Origin of the sequence: Thermaerobacillus caldiproteolyticus (assembly GCF_015326725.1) — a bacterium.
GTDB lineage: Bacteria > Bacillota > Bacilli > Bacillales > Anoxybacillaceae > Thermaerobacillus > Thermaerobacillus caldiproteolyticus.
The window spans coordinates 472952-493227 of sequence record NZ_CP064060.1; the positions used below are offsets into that span (position 1 = coordinate 472952).

Here is a 20276-nt window from a genome sequence, read left to right on the forward strand (position 1 = left end):
TTTGTGAAATAAAAAGTATGCGTCATTGATGTCTAATGAAAGCGCCCAGCTCCTCACGACGCTTCGGTCTCGCAGTGACGATAACAGCTTCCTTGCGAGTCCTCAAGCACGTTTTCGGAATAAGCAGGGCGCTTGAATTTTTTTATATTTCCATAATAATTGGTAAAATCATTGGCCGACGTTTTGTTTTTTCGTATAGGAATGGTGCGAGTGTATCGGTAATTTCATTTTTAATTTCTGACCATTGATTTGTTTTTCGTTCTAATACTTTTTCAAGATGTTTCGTAATTAATGCTTGCGCATCATTAATCAAGTCGCCGGATTCGCGCATATAGACGAATCCGCGAGAGATAATATCAGGACCTGCCGCGATTTTAAAGTCTTTCATATTAATGCTGACGACGACAATAACAAGCCCCTCTTCAGAAAGGATGCGGCGGTCTCGCAAGACGATATTGCCAATATCACCGACACCGCTGCCATCAATATAAACGGAGCCAGACGGGATTTTTCCGACAATCCCTGCTTCGTCTTCGCTTAAGCCTAGCACTTCGCCGTTATCCATGATAAAGCAATTTTCTTCTGGCACGCCGCAATCGACTGCCAGTTTGGCATGCATTTTTTGCATGCGATATTCCCCGTGAATTGGCATGAAATATTTCGGTTTCATGAGACGAATCATCAGTTTCTGTTCTTCTTGTCCACCGTGACCAGATGTATGAATATCATTTAACGGTCCATGAATGACTTCGGCACCAGCGCGGTAAAGCATATTAATCGTACGATTGACACTCACCGTATTTCCTGGAATCGGAGAAGATGAAAACACGACGGTGTCACCAGGAATAATTTGAATTTGGCGATGCGTGCCGTTCGCAATGCGCGATAACGCTGCCATTGGCTCTCCTTGGCTTCCTGTACATAAAATCGTCACACGGTTAGCTGGTAAGCGATTGATTTGACCAGCGTCAATGAATGTGTCTTTCGGGCATTTGATGTAACCGAGTTCTTGTCCAATTTCAATCGCCGCTTCCATACTGCGACCGAACACAGCAATTTTTCGGTTATTCAAAACTGCTGCCTCGGTTACCTGTTGCAGTCGGTGAATGTTTGAAGCGAATGTCGCAAAAATAATCCGCCCCTGGACTTTTCGGAAAATATCATGAATGCTTTCACCGACGCGGCGTTCTGACATCGTGAAATGCGGAATCTCACTGTTCGTGCTGTCAGAAAGTAAGCAGAGGACACCTTCTTTTCCGATTTCCGCCATCTTTGTTAAGTTCGCCGGCTCCCCGACAGGAGTAAAGTCGAATTTAAAGTCTCCTGTATGGACGATTTGCCCGGCAGGAGTTTTCACGACGATTCCGTAACTGTCCGGGATGCTATGAGTTGTACGGAAAAACGTAACTGCTGTTTTCTGGAAGCGAATAACATCATCTTCTCGAATTTCAATCAATTTTGTTTGACTTAGCAATCCGTGTTCTTCTAATTTGTTCCGAATAAGCCCTAATGCTAGCTTTCCACCGTAAATGGGCACATTGACTTGTCGAAGCAAATACGGAATGCCACCAATATGGTCTTCATGCCCGTGAGTAATAAAGAGTCCTTTAATTTTCTCGGCGTTTTTCACTAAATAGCTGTAATCAGGAATAACATAGTCAATTCCAAGCAATTCATCTTCAGGGAATTTAATCCCCGCGTCAATGATGATAATTTCATCTTGAAATTGTACGCCATATGTATTCTTACCGATTTCACCCAATCCGCCGAGAGCAAAGACGCCAACTTGGTTTGCTTTTAAAAATTTCATTATCAAATCTCCAATACTTTAAAATTGGGGCTTTGTTTTTCGTATTCTAAATGAGCCCCTTCTAGCGGCTGAATGTACTCAATATTCATTGTTCGATCTTTTAGTTTTTGGCGTACTTCGCGTTCTGATTCTGCTTCAATATACAGTGTTTTTGTTTTTTCTCTCACAGGCACTTCATCAGGATTTTCTTGATAAAAAACTTTAAAAATCATTACAAACTCTCTCCTTACTAGCCGATTATTTCCTTAACTTTTTTATTATATATAAAATATAGGTTATTTTCATGTTTTTTCATTTCACAAAAGAGTGGAACTAAAAAGAAATGGGAAAACAATAGGGGAAGGGTTACACTTTTTCTTTTATCATCTTTGACGAAATCGCATATTTTCATTCACTTGCTTGTTCTTTATAAAGAAGCCCTTCGTTTTTGGAAGGGCTATGGTAAGGACTAGGCGATTGACTTTTTACGGAGCAGATCTTTCCATTGTTGAAGCAGCTTTTTCTTTAGCTTTTTCAACATCTTTCATCACTCCTTACTTTTTATTGTACTCATTTCTTGTCGAAAGTAAATGTTCTTCTTGTCTTTGTTTATATTATATGAGCATAAGAGCTTGTTTTTCATGGATAAAAATGGAACAATTCTCATATGATTGATTTGACATTTCCACCTTTTTTCAGTAGGGTAATGATGTAAGGTGCGTACAATGGGCGTGAGAGGGAAAGATTTTTGACAAAGGTGAGAGACAGTGAAGAAAAAAATTGTATTTTTTGATATTGATGGTACGTTGCTAGATGAAAAGAAAGATCTCCCAGATTCGACGATGGCTGCTATTCAAAAGCTGAAAGAGTCCGGTGTGTATGTAGCGATTGCGACGGGGAGAGCCCCGTTTATGTTTGCTGACTTAAGGGAACGGTTAAACATTGACTCCTTTGTGAGCTTCAACGGCCAATATGTCGTGTTTGAAGGGAAAGTGATTTACAAACATCCATTAAACCGTCATAAGCTTCATGAATTAAAGGAGCAGGCTCATCAAAACGGACATCCCCTCGTTTTTATGGACGCGGATGAGATGAAAGCAAGCATGGAAGACCATCCGTACATCCATGTGAGCATGGAAAGTTTAAAATTTGCCCATCCTCCGTTTGATCCGCTCTATTACGAGAACCGCGACATTTATCAAGCATTGTTATTTTGCAAATCTGAAGAGGAGCATGTGTATGTGAATGCGTATCCTGAGTTTCGCTTTGTTCGTTGGCATAACGTGTCGACGGATATTGTACCGTTTGGTGGCTCAAAAGCGGAAGGAATTCGCCGGCTTATTGAAAGAATTGGAATTTCCAAAGAAGATGTGTATGCATTCGGGGACGGATTGAATGATATGGAAATGCTTCAATTTGTCGGAACTGGGGTCGCGATGGGAAATGCGAAGGAAGAAGTGAAGAAAGTGGCCGATTTTGTGACGAAACCGGTGAGTGAAGAAGGAATTTTATATGGATTGAAGCAGCTGGAATTAATAAAATAACAAAAAAGGGCTTATCTCATAAGTGAGATAGGCCTTCTTTTCATTCATCGTTCAATCGGAATCGCGTTTTCTGGAACTTTAAACGGATCTTTTGGATCAATATGATCGTAGAACATAATTCCATTTAAGTGGTCAATTTCGTGTTGAAATACAACGGCTGGCAATCCTTTTAAACGAAGGGTGACTTCTTCACCTTCGAGCGTCGTGCCTGTGACTGTGATACGAGCATAGCGAGGCACATATCCGGGCACGTCCCGATCAACAGATAAGCATCCTTCTCCGCTTGTTAAATAGCACATCTGTACGGAGTGGCTAATAATTTTCGGGTTAAATAATGCATAGCTATATAATGTCCCTTTTTCATCTGTCACATGAACAGCGATCATTCGTTTCGATACATTGATTTGTGGTGCAGCTAATCCAATCCCTGGGCGTAACCCGTATTTTTCAACCATCTCTGGGTTTTGGCTCATTTTTACATATTCAAGCAAGCTTCGCAAAATTTCTTTATCTTCTTCCGAAGCAGGAAGAGAAACTGCTTCAGCAACTTTTCTTAAGGTTGGATGACCTTCTTTAATGATATCTTTCATCGTAATCATTGCTTTTCACTCCTTTATACAGTGATATATATGGAATAAGTCTAGCAAAAGTGCACTTTTATCGTAAAGCAAAAACAAAAAACAAAAGAACGTGTGGAAAGGAAGGAACATAGTTGAAAGTAGGAAAATGGAGTTTCATCTTTGCTGTTATAATCATTTTACTTCAAGCGTGCAATGTGTTAGCCCCAGAAAATGAACTGTTGTCTTCAATGGAAAAGATAGCAAAATATGAGCGAAATTTAAATGAGGAACAAACGGTTCTTGCAGAGCTGGAACAAAAACAAATGAAACTTTATAACGAAATGATGTCATATGGAATGAAACAGTTTCCAAAAGTTGCGCGATTATCGAAAGAAGCGTTACAAATTTTAGATGATCGCGAAAAGTATATAAAAAAAGAATATAAAACGGTGCAATTAGCGAAAGAACAGCTAAATATCGCTGAAGATAACCTTTCGAATGTACGCGATGAGGAGATGAAGCAACAAGCAAACGGGTTAATAGACGTTGCCATCCAACGTTACGAAGCATACGAGGAACTATATCAAAGTTATCGACAAGCGTTAACATTAGAAAAAGTTCTATATCAGCTATTGCAAAATCAACATGCGACACTTCAACAACTGCAAAAACAAATTGAACAAATTAATAATGTCTATAAAGAAGTGAACGAGGCGAATAACAAGTTTAATCTTTATACGGAAAAGTATAACAAGGAAAAGAAGCGCTTATATAATGAGTTGGAATCATAAAGACTGTCGAATAAGGCAGTCTTCTTTCTTTCAGATCGGATAAAACAGAATATAATACAGAACGATGTATATACTATAACAGTTTTTTTAACATTCATTTCATTATCCAAAAAATTACATACCATCATTCTAAGAATAACGATAATTCAAAGTAATTGACGTATAAAGTGAGAAGGTGTAAACTTAAAAATGTAAATAGAAATTGTACTAATTTTTTTATGAAAATGATTAATACAGGAGAATGAGCTGCCACTTCTTGCTACGGGTGCGTTCGGTAAAGCGCGAATATTGTCTTTTTATAAGCAGTTTTGGGTACATTAATGATGAATGCAGCGCTTTCAGTGATGGATGATTTTATTTTTTTATACTAAGAAAGGTAGAGGTGAATCGAATGGGTGCAAAAACATCCGTATTTAATTTCAAGAAACAACTTGAAAAAGTTTCCGAGCAGTTTCCAACGTTCCAAATTTTAAATGAAGAAGGCGAAGTCGTAAACGAAGCAGCGATGCCGAATTTAAGCGACGAACAATTAAAAGAATTAATGCGTCGCATGGTGTATACACGCGTGCTTGACCAACGTTCGATTTCGTTAAACCGTCAAGGTCGTTTAGGATTCTACGCGCCGACAGCAGGACAGGAAGCAAGCCAACTCGCAAGCCAATTCGCATTGGAAAAAGAAGACTTCATTTTACCGGGATATCGTGATGTTCCGCAAATGATTTGGCATGGACTTCCGCTTTATCAAGCGTTTTTATTCTCACGCGGTCACTTCCACGGTAACCAAATTCCTGAGGGTGTCAACGTATTGCCACCGCAAATTATCATTGGTGCGCAAATTATCCAAACTGCTGGTGTTGCCTTAGGAATGAAAAAACGCGGCAAAAAAGCAGTAGCGATTACATATACAGGTGACGGCGGAGCATCTCAAGGTGACTTTTATGAAGGAGTTAACTTTGCAGGTGCATTCAAAGCGCCAGCGATTTTTGTCGTTCAAAACAACCGTTTTGCGATTTCTACACCAGTAGAAAAACAATCAGCAGCAAAAACGATCGCACAAAAAGCGGTAGCAGCTGGTATTCCTGGTATTCAAGTCGACGGAATGGACCCATTAGCCGTATACGTAGCTGTGCGTGAGGCTCGTGAACGTGCAATTAATGGTGAAGGTCCAACATTAATTGAGACTCTATGTTTCCGTTATGGTCCACATACAATGGCAGGTGACGATCCGACTCGTTACCGTACTAAAGAACTTGAAAATGAATGGGAGAAAAAAGATCCAATCGTTCGTTTCCGCAAGTTCTTGGAGAAAAAAGGTCTATGGAGCGAAGAAGAAGAAAACAGCGTGATCGAACAAGCAAAAGAAGATATTAAAGAAGCGATTAAAAAAGCAGATGAAACACCAAAACAAAAAGTGACCGACTTAATTAACATCATGTACGAAGAATTACCGTTCCATTTACAAGAACAGTATGAAATTTACAAAGAGAAGGAGTCGAAGTAAGCCATGGCGCAAATGACAATGATTCAAGCAATCAATGATGCGTTGCGCATCGAATTGAAAAACGACCCGAACGTGTTAGTATTTGGGGAAGACGTTGGGGTAAACGGTGGCGTGTTCCGTGCGACAGAAGGATTGCAAGCGGAATTTGGGGAAGACCGCGTATTTGACACGCCGCTCGCTGAATCTGGAATTGGCGGTCTTGCGATCGGTCTAGCGCTTCAAGGATTCCGTCCAGTGCCTGAAATCCAATTCTTCGGCTTTGTATATGAAGTCATGGACTCAATCTCTGGACAAATGGCTCGTATGCGCTATCGTTCAGGCGGCCGTTACAACGCGCCAATTACAATCCGTTCTCCATTTGGTGGCGGCGTTCATACACCGGAATTGCACGCAGATAGCTTAGAAGGATTAGTCGCACAACAACCTGGTTTAAAAGTTGTTATTCCTTCTACACCATATGAAGCAAAAGGATTGTTAATTTCTGCGATTCGCGATAACGATCCAGTTATTTTCTTAGAGCATATGAAATTATACCGTTCCTTCCGTCAAGAAGTGCCAGAAGGAGAATATACGATTCCAATCGGCAAAGCGGACATCAAACGTGAAGGAAAAGACGTATCTATTATCACTTACGGTGCAATGGTACATGAATCTTTAAAAGCAGCTGCTGAGCTTGAAAAAGAAGGAATTTCTGCGGAAGTTGTTGATTTACGTACTGTTCAACCGTTAGATATTGAAACGATTATCGGTTCTGTTGAAAAAACAGGTCGCGCTATTGTCGTGCAAGAAGCACAAAAACAAGCAGGAATTGCAGCAAACGTTGTTGCAGAAATTAACGAGCGCGCCATCTTAAGCCTAGAAGCGCCTGTATTGCGAGTGGCTGCACCAGATACAGTCTATCCATTCTCACAAGCAGAACCAGTTTGGTTACCGAACTTTAAAGACGTTATCGAAGCAGCGAAAAAAGTAATGAATTTCTAATAAATAGGGTAGGGAGACGTCTGAAACTCCCTCCTCCCCAGCAATGTCAGAACGGAAATGTTTTAAAAGACAATAGGAGGTCGACGAACAGTGGCATTTGAATTTAAATTGCCGGATATCGGTGAAGGTATTCATGAGGGTGAAATCGTCAAGTGGTTTGTAAAACCTGGCGATGAAGTAAATGAAGACGATGTACTTTGCGAAGTGCAAAACGATAAAGCGGTTGTAGAAATCCCATCTCCTGTAAAAGGGAAAGTATTAGAAATTTTAGTCGATGAAGGAACAGTTGCGACAGTTGGACAAACGTTAATAAAATTTGACGCTCCGGGGTATGAAAATTTAAAATTTAAGGGACAAGACCATGATGATGAGCCAAAAGGAGAAGAAGCTAAACAAGAAGAGGCTTCGGCTCAACAAGCGGTTGCGTCTGCACAAACGGAAGCGGCAGTTGATCCAAATCGTCGCGTTATTGCGATGCCTTCTGTGCGTAAATACGCTCGTGAAAAAGGAGTCGATATTCGCCTTGTCCAAGGTACAGGCAAAAACGGTCGCGTTCTAAAAAGCGATATTGATGCCTTCCTTGCAGGTGGAAAAGCAGCACCAGCACAAGAAGCAGCAGTAGCGCCAGTAGAAGCAAAAGAAGCTGCGAAAGCAGAAGCAAAACCTGCTGCTCAGACAACTGTACTTGAAGGAGAATTCCCTGAAACACGCGAGAAAATGAGCGGCATCCGTCGTGCAATTGCCAAAGCGATGGTCAATTCGAAACATACAGCTCCGCACGTCACATTAATGGACGAAGTGGATGTCACAAAACTTGTGGCTCATCGCAAAAAGTTCAAAGAAGTTGCGGCGCAAAAAGGTATCAAGTTAACGTTCTTGCCTTATGTTGTCAAAGCCTTGACATCAGCGTTGCGTGAATTCCCAACATTAAATACATCAATTGATGACGCAACAGAAGAAGTCATTCACAAACATTATTACAACATCGGTATCGCTGCTGATACAGAAAAAGGGCTTCTTGTACCGGTAGTTAAGCATGCGGATCGTAAATCAATTTTCGCACTTGCGAAAGAAATTAATGAGCTTGCAACAAAAGCGCGCGAAGGAAAATTGGCTCCGAACGAAATGAAAGGCGCATCTTGCACAATTACGAATATCGGTTCTGCCGGTGGTCAATGGTTTACTCCGGTAATCAATCATCCAGAAGTGGCAATTCTTGGTATTGGTCGCATTAGTGAGAAACCGATCGTCCGTGACGGCGAAATTGTAATTGCTCCAGTATTGGCATTGTCGTTAAGCTTTGACCATCGTATGATCGACGGAGCAACTGCACAAAATGCATTAAATCACATTAAACGTTTATTGAACGATCCAGAATTATTATTAATGGAGGCGTAAAACAATGGTAGTTGGCGATTTTGCAATTGAAACAGAAACGCTCGTTGTTGGAGCGGGTCCTGGTGGTTATGTCGCTGCGATTCGCGCTGCGCAATTAGGTCAAAAAGTAACGATTGTGGAAAAAGCAAATCTCGGTGGTGTTTGCTTAAATGTTGGATGTATTCCATCGAAAGCATTAATTTCTGCAAGCCATCGTTATGAGACTGCTAAACACTCCGAAGATATGGGGATTAAAGCAGAAAATGTAACTGTTGATTTCTCAAAAGTTCAAGAATGGAAAGCGAGCGTTGTCAAAAAATTAACAGGCGGCGTTGAAGGCCTGCTAAAAGGCAACAAAGTAGAAATTGTCCGCGGTGAAGCATATTTCGTTGACGCAAATACTGTGCGTGTCATGACGGAAAACAGCGCGCAAACTTACAAATTCCAAAACGCTATTATTGCAACTGGTTCTCGTCCAATTGAACTACCAGCATTTAAATTCTCAAAACGTGTACTTGACTCTACTGGCGCATTAAACTTACCGGAAATTCCTAAATCAATGGTTGTCATTGGTGGAGGTTATATCGGTACTGAATTAGGTACAGCGTATGCAAACTTTGGTACAAAAGTGACAATTCTTGAAGGTGCGGACGAAATTCTTTCTGGCTTCGAAAAGCAAATGAGCGCAGTTGTTAAGCGTCGCTTAAAGAAAAAAGGCGTAGAAGTGTATACGAATGCGCTAGCTAAAGGTGTCGAAGAGCGTGAAGACGGCGTAACCGTTACATTTGAGGTAAAAGGAGAAGCAAAAACAATCGATGCTGACTATGTGCTTGTAACAGTTGGACGCCGTCCGAATACAGAAGAACTTGGCTTAGAACAATTAGGCATTAAAATGACAGAGCGCGGTCTCATTGAAGTCGATAAACAATGCCGTACAAGCGTTCCAAATATTTATGCGATCGGTGATATTGTTGCTGGTCCGCCGCTTGCTCATAAAGCTTCTTATGAAGGAAAAGTCGCTGCTGAAGCGATTGCAGGGCATCCGTCTGAAGTTGATTATCTTGCGATTCCAGCGGTTGTATTCTCTGACCCAGAGTGCGCTTCAGTTGGTTACTTTGAAAAACAAGCAAAAGACGAAGGAATTGAAGTAACAACTGCGAAGTTCCCATTTGCAGCTAACGGTCGTGCACTTGCTTTAAATGATGCGGATGGCTTTATGAAACTAGTTGTTCGCAAAGACGATGGTGTTGTCATCGGGGCACAAATCGTTGGTCCAAACGCTTCTGACATGATTGCTGAATTAGGACTTGCGATTGAAGCTGGTATGACGGCAGAAGACATTGCTATGACGATCCATGCTCACCCAACATTAGGGGAAATTGCGATGGAAACAGCAGAAGCCGTTCTTGGTAGCCCAATTCATATTATTAAATAGAAAGGCAGAGACGATTCGTTCTTGAAGCCAAAGTTCTTCATGGCTGGGGGATTGCCACCCTGACGGGACTTGGCTTGTCACAAATCGCTCTGTATTGGATAATCTTTATAGAAAAAGGGGAGTTTCCCCTTTTTCTTTTTTTGTCCTCTATTATATTTTTCCTCGTACGTACATATTGTATGGTAAGAGGAGAGGGGGCTGTCCGATGAAAGAGTATGTTGTCTTTTTGATACAAATGTTAATTTGGAGCAGCTTTTCGCTCATTGAATGGTTATCCGGACGTGATCGTGCTTTTTTTAAAGGATTGTTGCTTTGCATATTTTTGTACATGGCTTTTTTATTAGCGAGAAAAATTGGTTTGCGCACACGAAAAGCGATCTTTACAACGATGTTTACGGCTGGCGTTTACTTTAGTTGCCAACATTTTTTTTGGGAAACTCTTCACTAAGAAAAAGGAGGAGAGCACAAAATATATGCGGCAAAAATGTTCACCTCAAATGGAGGGGGAACATGAGGATTCACGATAAAGACATAAAAACGATAGCTTTATCGGGCTATCGTTTGTAATAGTACATCACTCTGCCGTTAAATAAGTGGAGTTCTCCTTCTAGTTTTTTCGCAAGAAATTTGCAAAACTCATTTGCTTTCCCCTTATCTCCGTGTGTGGCTCCGTGAGGAAGGGTTATTTGAATAAACGATTGTTCGCTTGTTTCCCCTGTTTCTTCATTTGTTGTTTGTTCTTGTCCGACACCGATGATGATTGTCCGATAACGGGATCCATCTCCTTTCAAATACAACCATTGTTCTTTTCTTTCCGATGCTTCAATAATTTGATAAGGAAAAGCGGCCTCTTTATATCCCCAGTCCAGTTGTTTTCCAGTTTTGTTTGTAATGTCTTGATAATAATGAAGGAATTGCTTTACCTCTTCTAATGTAATCGTTTTCTGCTTCGATTGCGGAACAAGTTTTATGTATGCATGGGTTGACATATGAACATCACCTCTATGTTTAACATCCCATTTATTATTGTAACATTTTTATGAAAATTCCGCTATTGATTTCAAATAATGTTTGAATTATAATTAAATTCAGTATATTTATAAAGGAGGGAGTTTATGAATCTATTCGAAAAGCTTTACGATGATTATGAAAACGTAAAAGTACGGTTCGTCGGATTTACAACAAAAGATAGGCGTTATGATTTTGGGATTGTGTACACGAATATGTTTTTTGGAAAACCTCTTGTCATTTGTATGCAAACAGGCCGCTCAACCCTCCTCGATCCAAAAGATGTTGAAAACCACGATTATTTGCAACGTATTTTCCGAATTGAGACAAAAGAACAAGCTGCTGATTTGGCAGAATTTTTTTCCGATGTCATTCCGCCAACACCATTACATCCAGAATATGAATATTAATATTAATTAATACAAAAAAGCGGGCTTTACGCCCGTTTTTTTGTATGTTAAAAAATAAATGTGACATACAATTTAAGGATTGACAATAGTAATGTGATATATTATTATTAAATTAATCAATCATTATATCATCACAAAGGGGTTGTGGGGATGGGTACAATTGTTTGCCAAACATGTAACTCTACAATTGGTCACTTTGAAGATGAAAAAGTAACAACGCTTTACGGAAAATGTTCAAAATGTGACTGTCATCAAACAGATGAACAGGAATAAATTCACGATCAAGCGATGGGGGAAGGTTTCATAGATAAAGCGCATGTGAAGGGGCACATGCGCGTTTCTTTTTATTAGGCTCTGTTATAAAGAGACTTGCTGATTTGTGTTTACCTATAACAGGAAAAGCAAATTATTGAATATTTTATTTTTTGCTGAATGCAATTTGTAATCCAATAAATCCTAATAACAAACCTTTTATTATGTTGATTTTCTTTGAGAAAAATCGATTATTTATTAATAGATAACGCACTTTATCTGAAAGCACGCTAACGGTTACAAAAATAACTAAAGCCTGAACGAGAAAAATTATTCCTAAAATGAGCATCTGTATCGATACATGCCCTATTGTTTTATCCACAAATTGAGGTAACAATGCTAAAAAGAATAAAGAAACTTTCGGATTAAGAAGATTCATTAAAATTCCTTTTTTATACAATAATTGATACTTTAAAGGCTCGTTGTTGCTTATTATAAAATCAGGCTCTTTTTCTCTAAATGATTGCCAAGCTAAATATAATAAATAAGCAGCTCCAGCATATTTTACTGCTGCAAAAGCTACTGCTGATTGATAAACGATTGCTGAAATTCCAAGGGTTGCAGCCGTTATATGTACAATTAACCCTGAACAAAGACCGAGTGCAGTTGCGATACCTGCTTTTTTATCCTGTGATATACTTTGGGTAATCACAAACAAAATGTCTGGGCCAGGTATGAGTGTGATTGCCACTCCTAAAAATGATAATATTGACGTTAATTCCAATTTCAATCCCCCCGTTTATTTTTACTTGATGTCAATTATACATCAAATAGGTCAGGGATAAAGAATCAATTTCGCGCTCCTTTTTTTCGGTATTTAAATTTGACAAGACGTTTTTTGAAGGGGGAAGAGGAGTGTGATTTGAGAAAGAAAATTGAGCTTCCCTCTAAAATAGAAAAGCGCAAGCACGGTTCGCTTGCGCTTTTCTTTATTGAATCGGTTTGTACTCTTTAATGACACGTAACGTCTGCAACGTATCATCCTCTGGTCCTTGTACCGGCAGCCCGACTTCTAAATTCTTTTTAATATAGTCTAAGTTTTCTTGTGTAATAATTTCACCCGGAATAAAAATAGGAATTCCTGGCGGGTACACCATAATAAATTCTGCGATAATTCGTCCCGCTGATTCGTTAAATGGAACGACTTCTGTTTCCGCATAAAATGCATCGCGTGGAGTTAGCGCAAGAGCTGGAATGTCTGGCAACAGCACTTTCGGCTTAACCCCTTTGGCTGCTTGATGGCGGAATTGCTCTGATAAATGGCGAAGAGCAGTAACTAAAATGTTCATTTCTCGTTCCGTATCTCCCGGTGTAACAATACATAAAATGTTGTACAAATCGGATAGCTCGACTTCAATATTATACGTTTCACGCAGCCATTTCTCGACATCATATCCCGTTAATCCAAGCTCTTTCACTGAGATAGTTAATTTCGTTGGGTCATAGTGATATGTCGCTTTTGTTCCTAAAATTTCTTTTCCGACACAATATAAATATGGAATTTCGTTAATTTGTTTGCGAGTTTCCTCCGCAAGACGGATCGCTTTTTCCGCTAATTTCCGTCCTTCCGTAGCGAGGCGTTTGCGAGCGACATCCAATGATGCTAACAACAAATAGGAAGTAGAAGTGGTTGTCAACATGCTTAAAATCGATTGAACCCGTTTCGCCGATACAAGTCCTTCACGAACATTTAAAATCGAGCTTTGTGTCATTGAACCGCCGAGTTTATGAACACTTGATGCTGACATATCAGCCCCTGCTTGCATCGCTGAAAGGGGTAAGTCCTCATGAAAGTGAATATGTGCTCCATGAGCTTCGTCAACAAGGACAGGAACGCCAAATGAATGCGTGATTTCAACGATTTTTTTCAAATCTCCAGCAATTCCAAAGTAAGTTGGGTTAATGACGAGAACCCCTTTAGCATCCGGATGTTGTTTTAGCGCTTTTTCTACCGCTTCCGGTGTAATTCCATGAGAAATTCCGAGCTCTTTATCAATTTCCGGATGAATAAAAATTGGTGTAGCTCCGGAAAACACAATTGCTGACATAACAGACTTATGAACATTGCGCGGAACAATGATTTTGTCCCCAGGGCCTGCAACGGACATGACCATCGCCATAATCGCCCCGCTTGTTCCTTGTACAGAGAAAAATGTATAATCGGCACCAAACGCTTCAGCAGCAAGCTCTTGCGCCCGCTTAATCATTCCTTTTGGCTGATGTAAGTCATCTAATGGGCCGATGTTAATTAAGTCGATGGCTAATGCATTTTCACCAATGAATTCACGAAATTGAGGATCCATTCCCGTTCCTTTTTTATGTCCGGGAATATGGAATTGAATAGGATTTTTTTTAATATGTTCTAAGAGTCCAGTAAATAACGGTGTTTCTAACTGTGACAACGATTCTTCACACCTCTTTTTGCATAAAGTAGAAATAAAACAAATGCATTATAGCACTTATTTTCTGGTTTGCAAAGAATCATTTTTGACATTTGGATAAGAAGAAACAGGAAAATAGGTAAAGAGGGTAGAAACATAGTATACTGGATACAGAGGAGGGAGAAACGATGCAATGGAAAACACGAGTAACAGAATTACTTGGCATTAAATATCCGATTATTCAAGGCGGACTTGCGTATTTAGCCTACGCCGATTTGGCAGCGGCTGTTTCCAATGCGGGCGGATTGGGACAAATTACAGCGATGTCATTAGAAACACCAGAGAAATTACGCGAGGAAATTAAAAAAGTGAAAGAAAAAACGGACCGTCCCTTTGGTGTGAACTTCGCGATCGGACAACATGGTCGTCCATTTGCGCATATGCTTGAAGTAGCGATAGAGGAAAAGGTTCCTGTTATATCGGTAACGGGGGGAAATCCGGCTCCTTTTTTTGATCAGTTAAAAGGTGTGAATGTGAAAAAATTAGTGCTCGTTGCGGCTGTGCGTCAGGCGGTGAAAGCGGAGGAGCTAGGAGCGGATGCTGTGATGGTCGTCGGTCAAGAAGGTGGTGGACATCTAGGAAAACATGACACCGGGACATTTGTGTTAATTCCGAAAGTTGTCGATTCGGTTTCAATTCCGGTGATCGCATCAGGTGGAATTGGCGATGGGCGCGGCTTAATGGCAGCGTTAGCACTCGGAGCAGAAGGGATTGAAATGGGCACGAGATTTATCGCAACAAAAGAATGCGCTCATGCTCATCCGGTGTATAAAGAAATGTTGGTTAAAGGTTCTGAGCATGATACGGTTGTGATTAAACGAAGTCTGGGTGCACCGGGACGTGCTATCGCCAATGAATGGACAGAGAAAATTTTGCAGATTGAAAAACAAGGTGGAACGTATGAACAATTAAAAGAATACATAAGTGGAGAAGCAAATCGTCGATTTATTTATGAAGGAAAAACGAACGAAGGATTCGCATGGGCCGGACAAGTGATGGGGCTGATTCGTGATGTTCCGACAGTAGCGGAATTATTTAAGCGGATGATCGGCGAGGCGGAACAAATTCGCAATCGATGGGCAAACTAACGGTGGAGGTGTCATCAATGAATTATTCATACCCGATTTCGTACGATTGGACAACGCAAGAAATTATTGATGTCATTAAATTTTTTGAAGCGGTGGAAACCGTATATGAAAAAGGAATGGAACGAGAACAGCTCATGAACGCTTACCGCCGCTTTAAGGAGATTGTTCCGAGCAAAAGCGAGGAGAAAAAACTTTGTGACGAATTTACCAAAACAAGCGGCTATTCCTCTTACCATGTCATTAAAAAAGCGAAAGAAGCCAAAAATGGTGACTGGATTAAAATGGAGTAAAAGTTTTTTGGAAAGCATTGTACACAATAGAGAATAGACAAAGGCACAAATTTGTTGCATAGCCCCCTTTCGCAACATAATATATATAAACAAAATAAGTATCAGAAAATTTTGTTATTTATGTTGGCGGCTTCGGGGACTATACGGAAAGGGGTGCCTAGCTCATGAAAAAAACAGTGAATCAGGTCAAGCGGACGGATGGAGAAAAACGGATGGCAGTGTTGCGACTCGAACTTGATTACGAATTGGCGACTCTTTATGAGGCGATGATGGAAAATGATGAAGAAAAGAAAAAAGAATGCAAGCGGAGATTAGAGAAATTACGCCAAGAGCTAATGCGTCTCCTTCAAGTATAAGCAAAAGGCGTACTTGCGAACCAAAACGGTTCGTTTTTTCTTGCTGAATGCGCAAAATTGCATTATTCTAATTTATATTCGTACATATATGTTTATAGCTGCTGTATTTTTACAACAAGGTGTAGGAGGAACAAGCATGGATACGAAGTGGAAACAGATTGACCAATACGCTCAGCAATGGGTGAAAGAAGCAGGAAAACGAATTCAGGAAACGTTTCAGACCGAGCTAACGATTCAAACGAAATCCGATCGAAAAGACTTAGTGACGAATGTCGACCGCGAAACAGAGCAATTTTTCATTGAGAAAATTAGAAGCACCTTTCCGGATCACCATGTGCTTGGGGAAGAAGGATTTGGTGATGAATTATCAACACTAGACGGGATTGTATGGATCATTGATCCGATTGATGGGACGATGAATTTTATTCATCAACAGCGAAATTTTGCGATTTCCATTGGCATTTTTGAAAATGGTGTAGGAATGCTTGGGTATATCTATGATGTTGTTCACGATGAGCTTTATTATGCGAAGAAAGGCGAAGGGGCTTTTCTTAATGACAAACAGCTTCCACGCTTACAGCCGATTTCCATCCGTGAGTCCATCATTTCTGTCAATGCAACATGGATTACTGAAAATAAACATATTGACCCGAACGTGCTCGCTCCGCTTGTTAAAGAAGCGAGAGGAACGCGCTCATACGGTTCTGCCGCTCTTGAAATGGCGTATATCGCTGCTGGTCGTTTAGATGCCTACATTACGATGAGATTGTCGCCGTGGGATTTTGCTGGTGGACTTGTCATCGTCGAAGAAGCCGGTGGTATTGTGACGAACTTATATGGTGAGCCGCTTAATTTGCTTGGAAAAAATTCTGTATTCGTCTCCAAACCGGGACTTCATGAAGAAATTTTACAAAAATATATACATCACTAAAAAACGGGACAAGCTTTTTCGTTGCCCCGTTTTTACAATAATCCTTTTTCGCGCATTCGCTTTTTCGTCGCAAACCCTACTCCCATAATAATGATAAAGGCAATAATAGAAACGATGATACCGATCACGCTTTGTTCAGCGATAAAAATACCGATCGCCATAATTGATGATGCTGCTAGTATGGCAAAGAATAAAAATATCGGGTGAAATGATTTCATGGAAATCCCCTTTCCTCATAATGCCTTCTTCCCTTTAGTCTACACGAAAACATACCGCTTTTCTATCCTCTTTTATGATATAATAAACGAGCGATTATACACATAGGAGTGACCATAGTGAAAAAGCGAGAAGATCTTCGAAATATCGCAATCATTGCCCATGTTGACCATGGGAAAACGACGTTAGTGGATCAATTGTTGCGCCAATCCGGAACGTTCCGTGCGAACGAACATGTAGAAGAGCGCGCTTTAGACCGAAACGATTTAGAGCGGGAGCGCGGCATTACGATTTTGGCGAAAAATACAGCGATTCATTATAAAAATACGCGCATTAATATTTTAGATACGCCGGGGCATGCTGATTTTGGCGGAGAAGTAGAGCGCATTATGCGCATGGTTGATGGGGTTCTGCTTGTAGTGGACGCGTATGAAGGATGTATGCCGCAAACACGCTTTGTGTTGAAAAAAGCGCTTGAGCAACGGTTAACGCCGATTGTTGTCGTTAATAAAATCGATCGCGAGTTTGCGCGGCCGGAAGAGGTTGTCGATGAGGTTATTGATTTATTTATTGAATTAGGAGCGTCAGAGGAGCAAATTGATTTTCCTGTCGTTTATACATCGGCATTACATGGAACGGCTAGCCTTGACCCACACAAGCAAGATAGCGATATGACAGCGTTATTTGAGACAATTATTGAGCATATTCCTGCTCCCATTGATAATCGGATAGAGCCGTTACAATTTCAAGTGGCTCTTCTTGATTATAACGATTATGTCGGGCGAATTGGTATCGGTCGCATCTTTCGCGGCACGATGAAAGTTGGACAGCAAGTCGCATTAATGAAGTTAGATGGTTCAGTGAAAACGTTTCGCGTGACGAAACTGTTTGGCTTTATAGGCTTAAAACGAATCGAAATTACCGAGGCGGAAGCGGGAGATATTGTTGCGGTATCGGGAATGGAAGATATTAATGTCGGAGAAACGGTTTGTCCGATTGATCATCAAGAGGCCTTGCCGGCATTGCGCATTGATGAACCGACGTTAAAAATGACGTTTTTAGTGAACAATAGCCCGTTTGCTGGTCGGGAAGGAAAGTATGTGACGGCGCGAAAAATTGAAGAACGTCTACGCATGCAATTAGAAACGGATGTCAGTTTGCGCGTAGAGAATACGGACTCACCAGATGCATGGATTGTTTCTGGCCGTGGAGAGCTACATTTATCGATTTTAATTGAAAATATGCGTCGCGAAGGCTTTGAATTACAAGTGTCGAAACCGGAAGTGATTATGAAAGAAATCGATGGCGTGCTTTGTGAGCCGATTGAACGGGTGCAAATTGATATTCCTGAAGAGTATACAGGAGCGATTATGGAGTCGCTCGGTATGCGTAAAGGAGAAATGGTGGATATGGTTCATAACGAAAATGGACAAGTCCGCCTCATTTTCATGGTGCCGGCACGCGGCTTAATTGGCTACCGCACAGAATTTATGTCGCTGACGCGCGGGTACGGAATTTTGAATCATTCGTTCGATCATTATGCACCAGTGCAAAAAGGTCAAGTCGGCGGTCGACGTCAAGGGGTATTAATTTCGATGGAAACAGGGAAAGCGACGACATATGGCATTATGCAAGTGGAAGATCGCGGCACAATTTTTGTTGAGCCGGGAACGGAAGTATACGAAGGAATGATTGTCGGGGAGCATACGCGCGAAAATGATTTGGTTGTTAATATTTGCAAAACGAAGCATGCCACCAACATTCGTTCCTCCACAAAAGAACAAACGGTAACGATAAAAAAGCCGCGCTTGATGACGCTTGAGGAAGCATTAGAATACTTAAATGATGATGAATATTGTGAAGTGACGCCGCAATCGATTCGCCTGCGCAAGAAAATTTTAGATAAAAACGAGCGGGAAAAGCTTGCGAAGAAAAAGAAAGCAGCGGAGCAAGCAAAATAAAATAATAAGGAGGGGAAACGATGAATGTGGTTGACCGGCTTTCCTTTTTTGCTTCATTATATAAAGTTCATACGCATCCCGAACAAGGGATGTGGTTTCTTTATGTTACCGTTCTTATTCTTTCGGCTATTGTGTATCGCCTTGGATTTGCCAAAAAGCTGCCGTTGTTAAAAAACGTCATTATTTATGTGTTGCTGGCGTTAGGATGTACAATTTTAACCTTTTTTGCTGTGTTTTTACCGGTTGCTGAAGGATTGGTTGTCGCTGCGCTTGTCTTAATCATTTATAAAGTTCGTCTTCATCAAGCGAAAAAGCGAGAGGCAAACGCAGAGATAAGGCGGTGAAACGATGAAGTCCCTGCAAGATGCCCTTTATAATTGGCTGACGATTCAAGTTGTTGCGAATGAGCGGCCTGATGATCAGGCTGCTCAAGAAACAGCTGCGTTCTTTGTGGAAATTTTGAAGAACGATTTTCATGTCACGAACATGACCGTGAAAAAAGAAAAAGACATGTACATCGTTCATTATGATAAGGAGAAGGAGCGAAAAACAACTCGTTTTCCCGCCGAGCTTATTGATGTAATGCTAGAGCAAATCAAGCGTGAACCTGAAAAATATATGAATTATCCGTTATAAAAACCGAGCTGTAACGAGCTCGGTTTTTTGTACGAAATTATTGACATCAACGGTGGTGCTTATGTTGTTTTGAACAGCACACGGCTAAATGTATATAAAAGGTGCGCAATTGTCCAGCGAATAGAGCGCGCATGTCATCGATTTTAGGAGTCTCTTTTGAACAAGCCAAGGGAGCTATCAGCATAAATGCGATAAGCTGTTTTTTCATAAAAGAGCGGCTTGTTTCTTTTCAACGATCAACGCAAATGTAATTCCAAAATAAATAGAAACAAGTAACAAAAGAAAAATTCGATGTACTCGAGTCAACGAACCGTACAAAGAACCAGAGTAAAATCGATATTCACATATACTTGAATTTTGGTCAGCGGTTGGACCGCCTTTAACACCAGCCCTAATATGATGTCACGCTACCTTCTATAACCTGTTTTTTACCATTCATCATGAGATGTTTTGGAGCGATAAACCCGAAATTTTCCTGTTGCCAGGCGCGCTTTTGTTTTTTCGGCAATACGTTCATAACATTTCTCACACATATATGTATGAATCGGGCGGTTGCGCAACCGTTTCGCAAGCAATGATTCATCATCAAGGACATCAATTTGATCGCAAAGCACACATTTTACTCTCATTAGTCCACCTCATCGTTTGA

24 protein-coding genes are annotated in these 20276 nt (G+C 40.7%); 16 read left to right on the forward strand and 8 right to left on the reverse strand.

Annotation, left to right across the window (positions count from 1 at the left end):
- Positions 1 to 142: 142 nt before the first annotated feature.
- Positions 143 to 1810, reverse strand: a complete 1668-nt coding sequence (gene rnjA, locus ISX45_RS02525; protein ID WP_181555084.1) for a ribonuclease J1 — start codon at positions 1808 to 1810, stop codon at positions 143 to 145.
- A gap of 2 nt (positions 1811 to 1812) precedes the next feature.
- Positions 1813 to 2022: a DNA-dependent RNA polymerase subunit epsilon gene (locus ISX45_RS02530; RefSeq protein WP_181555083.1), complete on the reverse strand. Its 210-nt coding sequence runs from the start codon at positions 2020 to 2022 to the stop codon at positions 1813 to 1815.
- A gap of 534 nt (positions 2023 to 2556) precedes the next feature.
- On the opposite strand from ISX45_RS02530, the gene ISX45_RS02535 reads away from it, so the two are divergent.
- Complete coding sequence (locus tag ISX45_RS02535; protein ID WP_181555082.1) at positions 2557 to 3333, forward strand: Cof-type HAD-IIB family hydrolase; 777 nt, start codon at positions 2557 to 2559, stop codon at positions 3331 to 3333.
- Positions 3334 to 3377: 44 nt separating this feature from the next.
- On the opposite strand, the gene def is transcribed toward ISX45_RS02535, so the two are convergent.
- Positions 3378 to 3932 carry a peptide deformylase gene (def, locus tag ISX45_RS02540; protein ID WP_181555081.1) on the reverse strand — a complete coding sequence of 185 codons (555 nt, stop codon included), beginning with the start codon at positions 3930 to 3932 and terminating at the stop codon, positions 3378 to 3380.
- A gap of 113 nt (positions 3933 to 4045) precedes the next feature.
- On the opposite strand from def, the gene ISX45_RS02545 reads away from it, so the two are divergent.
- From ISX45_RS02545 to ISX45_RS02570, 6 genes are all read left to right on the forward strand, one after another.
- Positions 4046 to 4684: a YkyA family protein gene (locus ISX45_RS02545; RefSeq protein ID WP_228485613.1), complete on the forward strand. Its 639-nt coding sequence runs from the start codon at positions 4046 to 4048 to the stop codon at positions 4682 to 4684.
- Positions 4685 to 5075: 391 nt separating this feature from the next.
- Positions 5076 to 6185: a pyruvate dehydrogenase (acetyl-transferring) E1 component subunit alpha gene (pdhA, locus tag ISX45_RS02550; RefSeq protein ID WP_181555080.1), complete on the forward strand. Its 1110-nt coding sequence runs from the start codon at positions 5076 to 5078 to the stop codon at positions 6183 to 6185.
- Positions 6186 to 6188: 3 nt separating this feature from the next.
- Positions 6189 to 7166, forward strand: a complete 978-nt coding sequence (gene pdhB / locus ISX45_RS02555; RefSeq protein ID WP_181555079.1) for a pyruvate dehydrogenase complex E1 component subunit beta — start codon at positions 6189 to 6191, stop codon at positions 7164 to 7166.
- A 90-nt stretch (positions 7167 to 7256) separates the two neighbouring features.
- On the forward strand, positions 7257 to 8564 hold the full coding sequence (locus ISX45_RS02560) for a dihydrolipoamide acetyltransferase family protein (protein WP_181555078.1): 1308 nt from the start codon (positions 7257 to 7259) through the stop codon (positions 8562 to 8564).
- Between the two features lie 4 nt (positions 8565 to 8568).
- Positions 8569 to 9978: a dihydrolipoyl dehydrogenase gene (gene lpdA, locus ISX45_RS02565; protein ID WP_181555077.1), complete on the forward strand. Its 1410-nt coding sequence runs from the start codon at positions 8569 to 8571 to the stop codon at positions 9976 to 9978.
- A gap of 205 nt (positions 9979 to 10183) precedes the next feature.
- Positions 10184 to 10426 carry a hypothetical protein gene (locus tag ISX45_RS02570; protein ID WP_181555076.1) on the forward strand — a complete coding sequence of 81 codons (243 nt, stop codon included), beginning with the start codon at positions 10184 to 10186 and terminating at the stop codon, positions 10424 to 10426.
- 106 nt (positions 10427 to 10532) lie between these two features.
- Here the strand turns inward: ISX45_RS02570 and ISX45_RS02575 are convergent, their stop codons facing one another.
- On the reverse strand, positions 10533 to 10967 hold the full coding sequence (locus ISX45_RS02575) for a DUF1885 family protein (protein ID WP_181555075.1): 435 nt from the start codon (positions 10965 to 10967) through the stop codon (positions 10533 to 10535).
- 126 nt (positions 10968 to 11093) lie between these two features.
- On the opposite strand from ISX45_RS02575, the gene ISX45_RS02580 reads away from it, so the two are divergent.
- Positions 11094 to 11396 carry a DUF3055 domain-containing protein gene (locus ISX45_RS02580; protein WP_181555074.1) on the forward strand — a complete coding sequence of 101 codons (303 nt, stop codon included), beginning with the start codon at positions 11094 to 11096 and terminating at the stop codon, positions 11394 to 11396.
- A gap of 150 nt (positions 11397 to 11546) precedes the next feature.
- Positions 11547 to 11669, forward strand: a complete 123-nt coding sequence (locus ISX45_RS02585; protein ID WP_181555073.1) for a GapA-binding peptide SR1P — start codon at positions 11547 to 11549, stop codon at positions 11667 to 11669.
- A 145-nt stretch (positions 11670 to 11814) separates the two neighbouring features.
- Here ISX45_RS02585 and ISX45_RS02590 read toward each other — a convergent pair whose 3' ends face one another.
- The gene (locus ISX45_RS02590) at positions 11815 to 12432 is read right to left on the reverse strand and encodes a LysE family translocator (protein WP_194519912.1); all 618 of its coding nucleotides are present in this window, start codon (positions 12430 to 12432) and stop codon (positions 11815 to 11817) included.
- A gap of 205 nt (positions 12433 to 12637) precedes the next feature.
- Complete coding sequence (locus ISX45_RS02595) at positions 12638 to 14110, reverse strand: aminotransferase class I/II-fold pyridoxal phosphate-dependent enzyme (RefSeq protein ID WP_194519913.1); 1473 nt, start codon at positions 14108 to 14110, stop codon at positions 12638 to 12640.
- Between the two features lie 167 nt (positions 14111 to 14277).
- Between ISX45_RS02595 and ISX45_RS02600 the strand changes: the two genes are divergently transcribed.
- The 4 genes from ISX45_RS02600 to ISX45_RS02615 all read left to right on the forward strand — a co-directional run bounded on the left by ISX45_RS02600 (position 14278) and on the right by ISX45_RS02615 (position 16814).
- Complete coding sequence (locus ISX45_RS02600) at positions 14278 to 15237, forward strand: NAD(P)H-dependent flavin oxidoreductase (protein ID WP_194519914.1); 960 nt, start codon at positions 14278 to 14280, stop codon at positions 15235 to 15237.
- Between the two features lie 17 nt (positions 15238 to 15254).
- A complete protein-coding gene (locus ISX45_RS02605) occupies positions 15255 to 15527 on the forward strand; it encodes a UPF0223 family protein (RefSeq protein WP_194519915.1) in 273 nt (90 codons plus the stop codon).
- 164 nt (positions 15528 to 15691) lie between these two features.
- Positions 15692 to 15883: a hypothetical protein gene (locus ISX45_RS02610; protein ID WP_194519916.1), complete on the forward strand. Its 192-nt coding sequence runs from the start codon at positions 15692 to 15694 to the stop codon at positions 15881 to 15883.
- Positions 15884 to 16019: 136 nt separating this feature from the next.
- Entirely contained in the window at positions 16020 to 16814 is a 795-nt protein-coding gene (locus ISX45_RS02615) for an inositol monophosphatase family protein (RefSeq protein WP_194519917.1), read from the forward strand.
- 32 nt (positions 16815 to 16846) lie between these two features.
- On the opposite strand, the gene ISX45_RS02620 is transcribed toward ISX45_RS02615, so the two are convergent.
- Positions 16847 to 17032 carry a DUF5325 family protein gene (locus ISX45_RS02620; RefSeq protein WP_181555066.1) on the reverse strand — a complete coding sequence of 62 codons (186 nt, stop codon included), beginning with the start codon at positions 17030 to 17032 and terminating at the stop codon, positions 16847 to 16849.
- 114 nt (positions 17033 to 17146) lie between these two features.
- Between ISX45_RS02620 and typA the strand changes: the two genes are divergently transcribed.
- The 3 genes from typA to ISX45_RS02635 are packed head-to-tail and all read left to right on the forward strand — an operon-like array spanning position 17147 to position 19627.
- The gene (typA, locus tag ISX45_RS02625; protein WP_194520598.1) at positions 17147 to 18991 is read left to right on the forward strand and encodes a translational GTPase TypA; all 1845 of its coding nucleotides are present in this window, start codon (positions 17147 to 17149) and stop codon (positions 18989 to 18991) included.
- Between the two features lie 20 nt (positions 18992 to 19011).
- Positions 19012 to 19335 carry a YlaH-like family protein gene (locus ISX45_RS02630; protein ID WP_181555065.1) on the forward strand — a complete coding sequence of 108 codons (324 nt, stop codon included), beginning with the start codon at positions 19012 to 19014 and terminating at the stop codon, positions 19333 to 19335.
- 4 nt (positions 19336 to 19339) lie between these two features.
- A complete protein-coding gene (locus ISX45_RS02635) occupies positions 19340 to 19627 on the forward strand; it encodes a hypothetical protein (protein WP_181555064.1) in 288 nt (95 codons plus the stop codon).
- 428 nt (positions 19628 to 20055) lie between these two features.
- Here ISX45_RS02635 and ISX45_RS02640 read toward each other — a convergent pair whose 3' ends face one another.
- Complete coding sequence (locus tag ISX45_RS02640) at positions 20056 to 20256, reverse strand: YlaI family protein (RefSeq protein ID WP_181555063.1); 201 nt, start codon at positions 20254 to 20256, stop codon at positions 20056 to 20058.
- Between the last annotated feature and the right edge of the window lie 20 nt (positions 20257 to 20276).